Origin of the sequence: Sphingomonas sp. PL20, from assembly GCF_017875905.1 — a bacterium.
Classification (GTDB): Bacteria; Pseudomonadota; Alphaproteobacteria; order Sphingomonadales; family Sphingomonadaceae; genus Sphingomonas; species Sphingomonas echinoides.
This window is the reverse complement of sequence record NZ_JAGINH010000002.1, coordinates 3,133,090-3,147,029: the sequence shown is the minus strand read 5'-3', so window position 1 is coordinate 3,147,029 and position 13,940 is coordinate 3,133,090. Positions and strand designations below refer to the sequence as shown.

General features: G+C 64.5%; 11 protein-coding genes. 9 read left to right on the top strand and 2 right to left on the bottom strand.

Going from position 1 to position 13,940, the window contains the following annotated elements; genetic code table 11:
- Positions 1 to 24: 24 nt before the first annotated feature.
- Together H4W01_RS14720 and acs are read right to left on the bottom strand one after the other, a co-directional pair.
- Positions 25 to 2,067, bottom strand: a complete 2,043-nt coding sequence (locus H4W01_RS14720; RefSeq protein ID WP_209612027.1) for a M13 family metallopeptidase — start codon at positions 2,065 to 2,067, stop codon at positions 25 to 27.
- Between the two features lie 77 nt (positions 2,068 to 2,144).
- Positions 2,145 to 4,085: an acetate--CoA ligase gene (gene acs / locus H4W01_RS14715; protein ID WP_209612025.1), complete on the bottom strand. Its 1,941-nt coding sequence runs from the start codon at positions 4,083 to 4,085 to the stop codon at positions 2,145 to 2,147.
- A 117-nt stretch (positions 4,086 to 4,202) separates the two neighbouring features.
- On the opposite strand from acs, the gene H4W01_RS14710 reads away from it, so the two are divergent.
- The 9 genes from H4W01_RS14710 (at position 4,203) to H4W01_RS14670 (ending at position 13,511) form a co-directional block, all read left to right on the top strand.
- A complete protein-coding gene (locus H4W01_RS14710; RefSeq protein WP_010404551.1) occupies positions 4,203 to 5,729 on the top strand; it encodes an acyl-CoA carboxylase subunit beta in 1,527 nt (508 codons plus the stop codon).
- Between the two features lie 57 nt (positions 5,730 to 5,786).
- The gene (locus H4W01_RS14705) at positions 5,787 to 6,077 is read left to right on the top strand and encodes a hypothetical protein (protein WP_209613538.1); all 291 of its coding nucleotides are present in this window, start codon (positions 5,787 to 5,789) and stop codon (positions 6,075 to 6,077) included.
- Positions 6,074 to 6,295, top strand: coding sequence for a hypothetical protein (locus H4W01_RS14700; protein ID WP_209612022.1), 222 nt, complete (start codon positions 6,074 to 6,076; stop codon positions 6,293 to 6,295). Before H4W01_RS14705 ends, H4W01_RS14700 begins: the two co-directional genes overlap by 4 nt.
- A 110-nt stretch (positions 6,296 to 6,405) precedes the next feature.
- Positions 6,406 to 8,253 (top strand): cobaltochelatase subunit CobT, encoded by a 1,848-nt coding sequence (cobT, locus tag H4W01_RS14695; protein WP_209612020.1) that lies wholly within the window; start codon positions 6,406 to 6,408, stop codon positions 8,251 to 8,253.
- Positions 8,225 to 8,494 (top strand): ribbon-helix-helix domain-containing protein, encoded by a 270-nt coding sequence (locus H4W01_RS14690; protein WP_209612018.1) that lies wholly within the window; start codon positions 8,225 to 8,227, stop codon positions 8,492 to 8,494. Before cobT ends, H4W01_RS14690 begins: the two co-directional genes overlap by 29 nt.
- Positions 8,495 to 8,561: 67 nt before the next feature.
- Positions 8,562 to 11,024, top strand: a complete 2,463-nt coding sequence (locus tag H4W01_RS14685; protein ID WP_209612016.1) for a TonB-dependent receptor — start codon at positions 8,562 to 8,564, stop codon at positions 11,022 to 11,024.
- Entirely contained in the window at positions 11,021 to 11,746 is a 726-nt protein-coding gene (locus tag H4W01_RS14680) for a tetratricopeptide repeat protein (protein WP_209612014.1), read from the top strand. The genes H4W01_RS14685 and H4W01_RS14680 overlap by 4 nt, the downstream gene beginning before the upstream one ends.
- Positions 11,740 to 12,423, top strand: a complete 684-nt coding sequence (locus tag H4W01_RS14675) for a Fe2+-dependent dioxygenase (protein WP_209612012.1) — start codon at positions 11,740 to 11,742, stop codon at positions 12,421 to 12,423. The genes H4W01_RS14680 and H4W01_RS14675 overlap by 7 nt, the downstream gene beginning before the upstream one ends.
- Entirely contained in the window at positions 12,423 to 13,511 is a 1,089-nt protein-coding gene (locus H4W01_RS14670) for a PepSY-associated TM helix domain-containing protein (RefSeq protein WP_209612009.1), read from the top strand. The genes H4W01_RS14675 and H4W01_RS14670 overlap by 1 nt, the downstream gene beginning before the upstream one ends.
- Positions 13,512 to 13,940 lie beyond the last annotated feature (429 nt).

The following is a 13,940-nucleotide window of genomic DNA, read 5'->3' as shown; positions in this document are numbered from 1 at the left end:
GCCAACATCCAGCCGCGGCCCGCCTTACCAGATGTGCACCCGGTCGGCGGGGGCGAGGTACAGTTTGTCCCCGGGCTTCACGTTAAAGGCGGTGTACCAGGCATCGACGTTGCGGACGACGCCATTGACGCGGAAGAAGGCCGGGCTGTGCGCATTGGTCAGCAATTGCTGGCGCAGCGCGCCTTCGCGGTCCTTTTCCTGCCAGACTTGCGCCCAGGCGAGGAAGAAGCGCTGGTCGCCGGTCAGCCCGCCGATCACCGGTGGCTTGCCGTGCTTGGCCTGATAGCGCTGATAGGCGGCATAGGCCATTTCCACGCCACCGAGATCGCCGATATTCTCGCCCATGGTGAGCGAGCCCTTGATGTGCGTGCCGGGGATCGGTTCATAGCCGTCATATTGCTTGCCGAGCACGGCGGTGCGCGCGGTGAAGGCCTTTTTGGATTCGGGCGTCCACCAGTTGCTGATCTTGCCGGTGCCGTCGAACAGGCTGCCCTGATCGTCGAAACCATGGCCGATCTCATGCCCGATCACCGCGCCGATCGCGCCGTAATTGACCGCAGCATCGGCCTTCGGATCGAAGAAGGGCGGCTGCAGGATGGCGGCGGGGAAGGTGATCTGGTTCGAGAGCGGATTGTAATAGGCGTTCACCGTCTGCGGGGTCATGTCCCACAGGCTGCGATCGACGGGCTTGGTCAGTCGGTCGAGATCAAGCTGGTGCTGGAACTCGCCGCTGCGCATCGCATTGCCGAGCAGATCGCCGCGATCCACCTTGAGGCTGGCATAGTCGATATATTTGACCGGGTGGCCGATGCGCGGGTCGAACTTGTCGAGCTTGGCCAGGGCCGCAGCCTTGGTCTTGGCGTCCATCCAGCTATTCGCCTGGAGCCGCTCGCCCAGCGCGCCGCGCAGATCGCCGATCAACTCGCCCATTTTGGCTTCGCTCTCGGGCGGGAAATAGCGCGCGACGTAGATCTGGCCGACCGCCTCACCCAAGGCACCGTTGACGAGGGCAACACCGCGCTTCCAGCGGTCGCGCTGGGTCGGCTGGTCGCGCAGCGTCTTGCCGTAAAAGGCGAAGCTCGCTTCGTCGAACGCCTTGGGCAGGAATTGCGCGTGATCGCTGACGAAGCGGAACGCGACCCAGTCCTTCCACGTCTGCAGCGGCACCGAATCGAGCAATTTGCCATTGGCGGTCAGCGCGGTGCTGGTCGCCATGATGACGGTCGGGATGCTGTCGAGCCCGGCGGTCTTCAGCATCAAGTCCCAGTCGAATTGCGGCGCGAGCGCTTTCATGCCCGCGCGGTCCATCGGCTTGAACATTTCCATCAGATTGCGCTGGCGCTCGGGGCTCCATTGCTCCTTGGCCATCGCGGTTTCGAGCGCGATGATCGCGTCGGCCTTGGTCGCGGCATCGGGAATGCCCGCCAGCGTCTGCATCTGGATGACATAGTCGCGATACGCCTTGCGGAAGCCGTCATATTTCGCGCCTTCGAGCAGGTAGTAATCGCGCCCGCCCATGCCGAGCCCGCCCTGGCTGGCGGCAGCGACGTAGCGGGTCGGGTCGGACGGATTGGGCAATTGGCCAAGCTCGACCGGCGAGGCATAGCCGACGCTGGCGAACAGCGTTTGCAGCGCGGCCTTGTCCTGTACGGCGGCGATCTTGGCGAGATAGGGCTGGAGTGGCGCGGTGCCATGCGCATCGATTGCGGCCTGGTCCATCCAACTCGCATAGAGATCGCCGATCTGCTTGCCCGATGCGCCAAAGCTGGCGGGATTGGCGGCAAGGTCGGTCAGGATGTCGCGGACGTGTTGTTCGGCTTCGTCGCTGATCACCACCCAATAGCCGGCCGAGGTGCGATCGGCGGCGATCTGCGTGCGCTTGTCCCAAGCGCCATTGGCGAAGGTCCAGAAATCGTCGCCGGGCTTGATCGCCTTGTTCTGCGTCGTGAGATCGACGCCGAAGGTGCCGTAACGCGGCCCGCTTTTGGCATCCTTGGCAAGCGTGGGTGCCGCGAGCGCGACGATGGCGGCCGCGGCGGCGAGCCGGGCGAAGGTGGATGTACGCATGAAGGAGCCCCCTAAAACCTGTGTTATGCTTGACCATAACAGTGGGGTGGGGGCTCCGCAACACGTGCCTGCGCGCGTCAGGCCACGCGGTTGGCCACCAGATCATCGACCACAGAGGGGTCGGCGAGCGTGCTGGTATCGCCCAGGCTCGACACGTCGCCCTCGGCGATCTTGCGCAGGATGCGCCGCATGATCTTGCCCGAGCGCGTCTTGGGCAGGCCCGGTGCGAATTGCAGCTTGTCGGGTGCTGCGATCGGGCCGATTTCCTTGCGGACCCAGCCGATCAAGTCCTTGCGTAGCGCCTCGGACGGGGCATGCCCCGAATTGAGCGTGACATAGGCGTAAATGCCCTGTCCCTTGATGTCGTGCGGCATCCCGACGACGGCGGCCTCGGCCACTTCGGGGTGCAGCACCAGTGCGCTTTCCACCTCGGCGGTGCCCATGCGGTGGCCCGAAACGTTGATCACGTCATCGACCCGGCCGGTGATCCACCAATAGCCATCGGCATCGCGGCGCGCGCCGTCACCCGTCGTATATTTGCCGGGATAGGTGGTGAAATAGGTCTGGAAGAAGCGCTCGCGATCGCCCCACACGCCGCGCATCTGGCCCGGCCAGCTCCGCGCGATGACGAGATTGCCCTCGGTCGCGCCGCTCAGAATCTGCCCGTCGGGGTTGACCAGTTGCGGGTCGACGCCGGGCATCGGCTTGGTCGCGGAGCCGGGTTTCAGCGCGGTCGCACCGGGCATGGGGGCGATCATCGCGCCGCCGGTTTCGGTCTGCCACCAGGTGTCGATGATCGGGCAGCGTCCGCCGCCGACGACCTCATGATACCAGCGCCATGCTTCGGGGTTGATCGGTTCGCCGACGGTGCCGAGCAGCTTGAGCGAGCTGCGATCGGTCCGGGCCACGAAATCGTCGCCATCCTTCATCAGCGCGCGCAGCGCCGTGGGGGCGGTGAAGATCGTGTGGACCTTGTGGCGATCGACCACTTGCCAGATGCGGCTGGCGTCGGGCCAATTGGGCACGCCTTCGAACATCAGCGTCGTCGCGCCATTGGCGAGCGGGCCGTACAGGATATAGCTGTGCCCGGTCACCCAGCCGATATCGGCGGCGCACCACCACACATCGCCAGGGCGATAATCGAAGCACAATTCGTGGGTCAGGCTGGCCCACAGTAGATAGCCGCCGCTGGTGTGCATCACGCCCTTGGGCTGGCCGGTGCTGCCTGAGGTGTAGAGGATGAACAGCGGGTCCTCGGCACCCATTGGCTCGGGCGGGCAGGTGGCGGACACGCCCCCGCGGGCTTCGTGATACCAGCGGTCGCGCGCGCCATCGAATGGCACTTCGGCACCCGTGGCGGCCACCACGAGGACAGTCTTCAGGCCGGGCGCGTGCGCGGCGGCGGCGTCGACATTGGCCTTGAGCGGTACGCGCTTGCCGCCGCGGCGGCCTTCGTCGGCTGTGATGACGATGGTCGAGCCGCAATCCTCGATCCGCCCGGCGAGCGCTTCGGGCGAGAAACCGGCGAACACGACCGAATGGATCGCGCCGATCCGCGCGCACGCGAGCACCGCGAACGCGGCCTCGGGGATCATCGGCAAATAGATGGTGACGCGGTCGCCCTTGGTTACGCCTTGCGCCTTCAGCACATTGGCGAAGACGCTCACTTCCTGGTGGAGCTCGGCATAGGTGAAGCGGCGGGGCTGCTCGCTCGGTTCGTCCGGCTCCCAGATCAACGCCGTGTCGCCACCGCGCTTTGCCAGATGCCGGTCGAGGCAATTGGCGGCGACGTTCAATTTGCCGTCGGCGAACCAGCGGATGTGGAAATCGGCCTTGTCGAACGACCAGTCGCCCGCGATCTCGGGCCGCTTGATCCAGTCGAGCCGCTTGGCCTGATCGAGCCAGAAGCTGCCGGGATCGGCCAGGCTGCGGCCATAGAGCAGGTCATAGCCGTCCGCGTCGATGCGCGCGCGCGCAGCCCATTCGGGTGGGACGGGGTAAAGCTCCTGCTCGGGCATCTTGGTCTCCTATGCGCGCGCATTTGCCGTTCCCTGCTGGTGCTTGGCAAGGGTGCATGGCTTGCGTTCCGTCGCCAAACCGCGAAAAGACGCTGCAAAGAGTTTTAGGGAGTGATCATGTCTTCGACCATCGCCGAACTGGAACGTAAACGTGAAGCCGCTCGCCTGGGCGGCGGTGAGAAACGCATCGCTGCACAACATGCCAAGGGCAAGCTGACCGCGCGCGAGCGGCTCGATGTGCTGCTCGACGAAGGCTCGTTCGAAGAGCTTGATATGTATGTCGAGCATAATTGCGTCGATTTCGGCATGGCCGAGCAGAAGATTCCGGGCGACGGCGTGGTCACCGGATCGGGCACGATCAACGGGCGGTTGGTGTTCGTGTTCAGCCAGGATTTCACCGTGTTCGGTGGGTCGCTGTCGGAACGCCATGCACAGAAAATCTGCAAGATCATGGACATGGCGCTGAAGGTCGGTGCGCCGGTGATTGGCCTCAACGATTCGGGCGGTGCGCGCATTCAGGAAGGCGTCGCTTCGCTTGGCGGTTATGCCGAGGTGTTCCAGCGCAACGTGCTGGCGAGTGGGGTGGTGCCGCAGATCAGCCTGATCATGGGGCCGTGCGCGGGCGGCGCGGTCTATTCCCCGGCGATGACCGACTTCATCTTCATGGTGAAGGATTCGTCCTACATGTTCGTCACCGGCCCTGATGTGGTGAAGACGGTTACCAACGAAATCGTCACGCAGGAGGAATTGGGCGGCGCGGTGACGCACACGACCAAGTCGGGCGTGGCCGATGTCGCGTTTGAAAACGATATTGAGGCGTTGCTGGCGGCGCGCGACTTTATCGATTTCCTGCCCGCGTCGAACCGCGAAGGCGCACCCGAGCGGCCATCGTCGGATGCGTGGGACCGGATCGAGGAATCGCTCGACACGCTGGTGCCGGCGTCCGCCAACCAGCCCTATGATATGCACGAGCTGATCCGAAAGACCGTCGATGAAGGCGATTTCTTCGAGGTGCAGCCGACCCATGCCGGCAACATCATCACCGGTTTCGGGCGGATCGAAGGGCGCACGGTCGGCTTCGTCGCCAACCAGCCGATGGTGCTGGCCGGGTGCCTGGACATCAATTCGTCCAAAAAGGCGGCTCGGTTCGTGCGCTTCTGCGATGCCTTCGAAATCCCGATCGTGACCTTTGTCGACGTGCCGGGCTTCCTGCCGGGCACCGCGCAGGAACTGAACGGCATCATCAAGCACGGCGCGAAGCTGCTGTTCGCTTATGCCGAAGCGACCGTGCCGAAGATCACCGTGATCACACGCAAAGCCTATGGCGGGGCGTATGACGTGATGGCGTCGAAGCATCTGCGCGGGGACCTCAATTACGCCTGGCCGACCGCCGAAATCGCGGTGATGGGCGCGAAGGGCGCGGTCGAGATCATCTTCCGCGGCCGCACGCCCGAGGAGATTGCCGAGCAGACCGCACAGTATGAAGCACGCTTCGCCAACCCGTTCGTGGCGGCGAGCAAGGGCTTTATCGACGAAGTGATCCAGCCGCACTCGACCCGCCGCCGGATCGCTTTGGGACTGCGCAAGCTGCGTGGCAAGCAGTTGGAGAACCCGTGGAAGAAGCACGACAACATCCCGTTGTGAAGGCTGCTTGTCGCAGGCGCACGAAAACCTTATAAGGACATGATAAGGAGCGCCTCGATGCGGACCGAACGTGTCACCTTCCTGACCACGCCTGAGAATAAGGCGGCACTGGACTCTTATGCGTCCGGTGCCGGGAAATCTGTTGGGCATGTCCTGCGTGAGGCTTCGACCCGATACCTTGCTGGACGGCAAAGCGAATCGGACAGTTATGACGAGGCGCTCGCCCTGGTGCTGCCGGAGCTTGAAATCAGGCTGGCGAAGTGGAACCGCCAGTTGGACGCGATGAATGAATCGATCGACCGCGCCTGCGCGGCGATCGATCGCGCCTTGGCAGGCGACCCCGCGTGAGCACGAGCGAAAAGGCATTCGGGCTCATCAAGGCCGTTTTGACCTATCAAGAGCGCATGGATGGGCTGGAGAAAAAACTGGCCGCGCTCAGCGACGGCCTGACGCGGTTGGCGGATAGCCATGTCGCGCTGCGCGACCGGGTCAGCACGATTGAGGGCTACCTGCGCGGTCGCAGGGATGCCGCCGCTGCATCTGGCCTGCCGAGGATCGAAGGATAGTATCGGAACATCCCCGCTTTCCGACGCGCCGCAATCTGGTAGCAGGGACGCCATGATCCATCGTCTTGCCCTTTTTGTCCGCAGGCATAGCGTGTCGTCGGAGCTGAGCCGTGCCTACTGAGACCCCCCTCGATCGTTTCAAGGCCGTGCTGGGCGGCGCAGCGCGCGCGGTTGCGCATGAGCCCGAGATCGAGCTCGCTTTCACCGCCGATTCGCCGAGCCAGTCGGGGAAGCACATCAAGGTGCCAATGCCCGCGCGCACGCTGCCGGAAGAGCAAGTGGCCGAGGCGCGGGGCTTCGCCGACGGTTTCGCGCTGCGGCTGCGCTATCACGATACCGCGCTGCACGGCCGGATTGCCCCGCATGAGGCGGTGGCGCGTGCGGTGTTCGACGCGGTCGAGGGCGCGCGAGTCGAGGCGCTCGGCGGGCGCGGCTATGCCGGGATCGCCGCCAATCTCGACGTTGCGCTGGAAACGCGGTTGCGCGCCGACCCGATCACACGCGCGCGCACGCGCGACGAGGTGCCGCTGTCGACCGCGCTCGGGCTGATGGTGCGCGAGCGGTTGACCGGTGCGCCGCCGCTCGAAGCTACCGCGCCGGGGCTGGACCTGGTGCGCGACTGGATCGAGCAGAAAGCGGGGCGCGACCTCGATGCGCTGGGCCTCGCGATCGACGATCAGCGCGCCTTTGCCAGCCTGACCACCAAGCTGCTCGAAGATCTTGAATTGATCGAAGGGGACATGATCCCCGACGAATCCGAAGAAGGCGGTTCCGAGGACGAAGGGACCGAAGAGCAGCAGGACGATCAGGGCGACGAAGGCGAGGACGAAGGCGAGCAGGGCCAGGGCGAAATCGAGGCGCGCGGGTCCGAGCAGGATTCGGACAGCGAAGAGGGCGAAGGTACCGAGCAAAGCGACGAGTCGTTCGACGATATGGACGGCGAGCCAGGCGACGAAGGCGAGGAGGGGATGCTCCCGGTTCGCCCCAACCGACCGTTTGCGGATTTCGCGCCGCAATTCGAATATAAAGCCTGGACCACCGCCTATGACGAAGTCATCGCCGCGACCGACCTGTGCGATGCCGATGAACTGACGCGGCTGCGTTCCTATCTCGACCAGCAATTGGTGCATTTGCAGGGGGCGGTGACCAAGCTCGCCAACCGCCTGCAACGCCGCTTGATGGCGCAGCAGAACCGCAGTTGGGATTTCGACCAGGAAGAGGGCATTCTCGATGCGGCGCGCCTGGCGCGGATCGTGGTCAACCCGACGCTGTCGCTCAGCTACAAGGTCGAGCGCGAAACCGATTTCCGCGACACGGTGGTGACGCTGCTGATCGACAATTCCGGCTCGATGCGCGGCCGCCCGATCTCGATCGCGGCGATCAGCGCCGATATTCTGGCGCGCACGCTGGAGCGGTGCGGGGTCAAGACCGAGATCCTCGGCTTCACCACGCGCGCGTGGAAGGGTGGGCAATCGCGCGAGACCTGGCTCGCCGCCGGGCGGCCGCCGCAGCCGGGGCGGCTCAACGACGTGCGCCACATCGTCTACAAAAAGGCCGACGAGCCATGGCGGCGCGCGCGCACCTCGCTTGGGCTGATGATGCGCGAGGGATTGCTGAAGGAAAATATCGATGGCGAGGCGCTGCTCTGGGCGCATTCGCGCATCATTGCGCGGCCCGAGGAACGCAAGATCTTGATGGTGATTTCGGACGGCGCGCCAGTCGACGATTCGACGCTGAGCGTCAATTCGGGCAGCTATCTCGAACGCCATTTGCGGCAGGTGATCGGCTGGATCGAAGCCAAGTCGCCGGTCGAACTCGCGGCGATCGGTATTGGCCATGACGTGACGCGTTATTATGCGCGCGCGGTGACGATCATGGATGCGGAACAGCTAGGGGGCACGATCATCGAGCAGATCGCCGCCCTGTTCGATGCCCCGATGGGGCGAGGGCGTGGTTGAAGCGCCGCCGGGCGGGTTTATCGGCCCGGTCAAGCGCTCGGTAACCATTGCCGGACACCCAACCTCGATCAGTCTGGAACCGATCTTCTGGCGTGCGCTGGAGGCGCAGGCGGAAATGCGCCTGCTGCCGCTCAACGCGTTGATCGCGCAAATCGATTCCGTGCGCATCCTGGCGGACGATCCCCCCAACCTCGCCAGCGCTTTGCGAAGCTGGGTGCTGGCAGCGCAAAAATGCGAATAAATCGCAATAGCGTTGACAATGCGAGTGACTCGCAATAGCCGATCTCCATCTTCAAGGGGATCACACTTTGTCACACGCCGTTCGCAAGCCCGCTTATCTCGCTTTGTCCTGTGTCGGGGCGTTTGCCAGTTTCCCGGCCTTTGCCAATGACGTCGCTCCGCCGCCCGCCAACGATGAGGACCCGGATCGCAAGGCCGATATCATCGTCAACGGCATCCACGAACGTCGCCCCGCTGACCCCAAATTGGTCGCGCCGATCGTGGACACGCCCAAGTCGATCGTGGTGCTCGATAAGTCGGTGATCGAACAAACCGGTTCGACCACCTTGCAGGATGCGCTCCGCACGGTCCCCGGCATCACCTTCGGCGCGGCGGAGGGCGGCAACCCGATTGGTGACCGCCCCTTCATACGCGGCTTTGACAGTCAGGGGTCGATTTATGTCGATGGCGTGCGCGACCTTGCCTCGCAGACGCGCGAAGTGTTCGCGATCGATTCGGTGCAGATCGTGCGCGGATCGGATTCTACGCTCGGCGGGCGCGGCAGCGCGGGCGGGACAATCAATATCCTGACCAAGCTGCCACAGGCGCGCACCTTTGGCTCGATTGCGGGCAGCTATGGCAATGCCGACTATAAGCGCATCGTTGGCGATCTGAACCTCAAGCTCAGCGATACCGCCGCCTTCCGGATCGAAGGCCTGTGGCACGATCAGGATGTCGCCGGACGCGACGCCATCTATCAACGGCGCTGGGGTGTCGCCCCCAGCTTCACGATCGGGCTTGGCACGCCGACGCGGTTGACTGTTGGATATTATCGCCTCGAAAGCCACGAATTGCCCGACAGCGGCATTCCCTATCTCTACACGATCGCCAATGCGCCGGGGACGGGCGCGATCCGCACCGAACCGGCGTTGGGGCAAATCACCACCGCCACCGGCCAGACCGGCTATGTCGCGCGCTCGACCTTTTACGGCCTCACCAGCCGCGATTTCCGCGATAGCACCACCGACCAGGCGACGGTGCGGGTCGAGCATGATTTTGGCGGGGTAACGCTGCGCAACACCGCGCGTTTCAGCCACGACAGCCAGGCCTATATTTACACCCTGCCCGACGATTCTACTGGAAACGTCTATGGCAGCGGGCAGGTGTGGCGGCGCTCGAATACGCGTTACAGCTATACCGAAAGCATCATCGACCAGCTCGATCTGTCGGGCAGCTTCAACACCGGCGCGATCAAGCATGATTTTGCGGTTGGTGCCGAAGTGTCGTGGGAAAAGGCGCGGCGCGGCACCTATGTCACGCGCGGCTATCTCAATTCCAGCGGGGTCGAGATCCTGTCCAACGGCTCGACCATCTCCCCGCGCTGCAACACCGCAACCGTTGCGCGTTATTATTGCGCGAGCATCTTCTCGGCCAATCCGAACGACCCCTGGGTGAATTACGCCAGCGACACGTCGTCCACAGCGTCGCCGATCGTGCGCTCGCTGCCGCTGGAAGAGACGCAGAACGACGCCGAGACCCAGGCGCTTTACGGCTTCGATTCGATCACGCTGCTGCCGTCGCTGATCCTGAACGTCGGCGCGCGCTATGACCGCTTCACTTCGCGGATTACGCCGGGTCAGGCGGCCAATGCGACCACGTCGTTCCGCTTCTCCCGCACCGACGAGCTGTTCAATTGGCAGGCGGGGCTGGTGTTCAAGCCGACCAAGGAAACCAGCCTCTACGCCAGCTATGCCACCGCAGCGACGCCGCCCAACAGCCTGCTGGGCGAGGGCCGTGAGGACAATGCGCTGCCAACCACCTCGGCCACCGCGAACGTGCTCGATTCATTGAAGGTGCAAAAGACCAAATCGTATGAAGTCGGCGCGAAGGCCAGCTTGTTTGGCGAAAAGCTGGCGCTGGGCCTCGCGGTGTTCCAGACCGACATCGCCAATGCCCGCGTGACCGACGCCAATAACAATATCGCCTATCTCGGCTCGACGCGCATCCGGGGTGTCGAACTCACCGCCAGCGGTACTGTGCTGCCGGGCTGGACGGTGTTTGGCGGCTATACCTTCCTCGACGCCAAGATCGTCGATGGTGGCTATACCGCGCTGACGGTCGCCGCGAACGGCGCGGCGAAGGCGACGACAGTGCAGGTGCCCTCGGTCAACACCGGCAAGGATGTGCCGCAGACCGCGCGCAACAGTTTCACTCTGTCGACCAATGTTGAGCTGACCAAGCGCTTCTCGCTCGGCGGCGGTGCCTATTATATGGACAAGCAGAATGGCGGGTACGCCGACAATCGCACCGCGACGCAGACCAGTGCGGGCGTGATTACGGTCAACCCCGCGACCAAGATCCTTACGCGCGGCATTCCCAGCTATTGGCGCTTCGACGCGCAGGCGCGCTTCAAGCTGAACGACCGGCTGGAACTGTCGGTCAACGCGCAGAACCTGACCGACAAGGTCTATTTCACGCAGACCTACACCAGCCATTATGCGTCGATCGCGCCCGGCCGCACCGTGTTCGGCACGGTGAAGGTGGCGTTTTGATCGCGCTGTCGGAAGCGGAGATCGCCGCGCGGCTGGCGGGATCGCCGGAAGAGCGCGCCGCCTTCCTGCGCGCGTGTGCGGAGGAAGGCGTGGCCGAGGCGCAGGCGCTCTACGGTCAAGTGCTGCTCGATGGCGCGGGTGTCGCGCAGGATGCGCCGGCCGCGCTCGGCTGGTTCATCAAGGCGGCCGCGCAGCATCACCTGATGGCGATCAACATGGTCGGGCGGTGCTACGACCTTGGCTGGGGCACCGCCCCGGACAAGCAACGGGCCGCCGCCTGTTACCGCATCGCCGCCGAACGCGGGCTCGATTGGGGCATGTACAATTACGCGACCTTGCTGGCGCTCGGGCAGGGCGTGGCCGAGGACAAGCCGCTGGCGCTGGAATGGTTCTGCAAGGCGGCGGCGCTCGGCAATGCCAAGGCGATCAATTTCGTCGGCAGCTTTCATGAAGACGGCTGGGTGGTCCCGCGCGACCTCGCCAAGGCGGCAACCTGCTATGCTCGCGCGGCGCAGGGCGGCGATTTCCGCGGCGCGTTCAACCATGCCCGGATGCTGGCGACCAAGGGCGCGATCGAGGAGGCGCTGAGCTGGCTCCGCCGCGCGGGCGCGACCGCGACCCCGGCCTTTGTCGAGAAAGCGGCGGCGTGGCTGGCGACCTCCGAAATCCCCGCGCTGCGCAAGCGCGGCGTTCAGGCGCTCAGGACTGCTGCAGCATGCTGACCGTCATTCCAGATCTGTTAACCGCTGCCCAAGTTGCGGAAGTGCGCGCACTGATCGATGCCGCGCCGTGGATCGACGGCAACGATACGTCTGGCAATCAATCGGCACTGGCCAAGCACAATGCGCAATTGCCCGAGGATTCGGACGCGGCGCGGCGCGGCGGGGCGATGGTGCTCGATGCGCTTGCCGCCTCGCCCTTGTTCGTGGCCGCCGCATTGCCGCTCAAGGTGTTTCCGCCATTGTTCAACCGCTATGCGCAAGGCGACGGCTTTGGCGCGCATGTCGACACCGCGATCCGCATCCGGCGCGGCAGCGATTTTCGGATTCGCAGCGATTTGTCGGCGACGCTCTTCCTCGCCGATCCCGACAGTTATGACGGTGGCGAACTCGTCATCCAGATGCAGTTTGGCGAACAGCGCGTGAAGCTGCCCGCCGGGCAGATGGTGCTCTATCCCGCGTCCAGCCTGCACCATGTCGCGCCGGTGACGCGCGGCGTGCGCGTGGCGAGCTTCTTCTGGATCCAGTCGATGATCCGCAACACCGAAGCGCGCGCCACGCTGCTCGATCTCGACACCGCGATCCAGTCGGTCGGCGCGCGGCTGGGGCAGGGGGATAGCGAAATCGTCCGGCTGACCGGCGTCTACCATAATTTGTTGCGCCAGTGGGCGGAGGTGTGATGAGCAAGATCGGTCTGCGCAACGCCTGGTTCCAAGTGCATAAATGGATCGGCCTGATTCTGGCGATCCTGATCATCCCGCTGTCGCTCACTGGGGCTGCGCTGGTGTGGGATGATGCACTGGACCATGCACTGAATCCGCAACGCTATGCGACCAGTGGCAATGGGACGCTGGCCCCACAGCGTTACATTGCTGCGGCGCGTGTGGTGCTTCAACCCGGTGACGCGATCGCTTCGCTAACCTTACCAGACGCGCCCGGCGAACCCGTGGTCGTCTCCGCCAGCCCGGCAAGCAGCCGGCAAGGGGTGCAAGGGCCGCCTGCGCGGATCACGGTCTGGATCGATCCGGCGAGCGCGCATGTGCTCGATGTCGCCAATAACAGTGGGGGCCTGATCCGCACGTTGCACATGATCCACGGATCGCTGCTGATTCCCGGCGTCGGGCGGCAAGTGGTCGGCTGGATCGGCGTTGCGATGCTGCTGTCGTGCGTATCGGGGCTGTGGTTGTGGTGGCCGACGGTCGGGCGTTGGGTGCGCGGTTTGCGCTGGCGGCGGCACCGCAACGCCGACACCAATCTGCACCATTTGCTCGGCTTCTGGATCGCGCTGCCGCTGTTCGTGCTGTCGCTGACGGGGGCGTGGATCGCCTTCCCGCAAGTCTTTGGCGGTGGCCCCAATGCCATGCGGACGGGGCCTAAGGGGGGCCGACCGGTGCCGCTCGCGCAGCCGCAGCACGCGCTCGATGCCGTACTCCGCAGCGCGCGCGCCGCGCATGCCGGTGCGGTCGCCAAAATCGACTGGCCGAGCGATCAGAAACCGATGTGGAAGGTCGCGTTCGTGCGCGACGCCACGGGTGTTGCGGTCCATGATGCCGATGGCATGGCCGAAATTGCGCGCGCGGCACCCGAACCGCTCGCGCGCACGATGCGCCGCATCCACGACGGCACCCAGATGGGGCTGCTGTGGCAGATCGTGATCTTCCTGGGCGGCCTGCTACCGGCAATTCTGGCGGTGACGGGGATCATCATGTGGTGGCGCGGGCGGGGATGGCGGGCGCAGTTGAAGGCGCGGCAGCGGGCGCGGGCCTGATCCTCCCCGGTGAGGGAGGACATCGTCGCTGCGCTGATTGGGCCATCCTGCAGGCATTGATCGGGCGGATAGCCGTTGAGTTGGATATCAGGGTGCGACTGACGGTCGAGATGCGACAGTTGCATCACGATCTGACCACCCCAGGCACGGACGGCATCGGTGACCGCCCGCTATCCGGCGATCTGGATGTCGTCGTAGATGCCCGGCGCGTCGGCATAGCCATAGCCCTGCCGTAAGACCGGCGTGGCTTCCGAAATCATCAGGCCACCTCCTGATGCGCGCTGGCTTATAGTATACGCGCGCTCGGGCATTGGGGATATCACCGGGATCAGAGCGCATCCGAGTCAGCGGCACCATTACAGCGCGCTGCCCGAGCGAGAGCCCGCCAACTACACCCGGTTTCGTGGACACCGAGATAAGGTGTTTTTG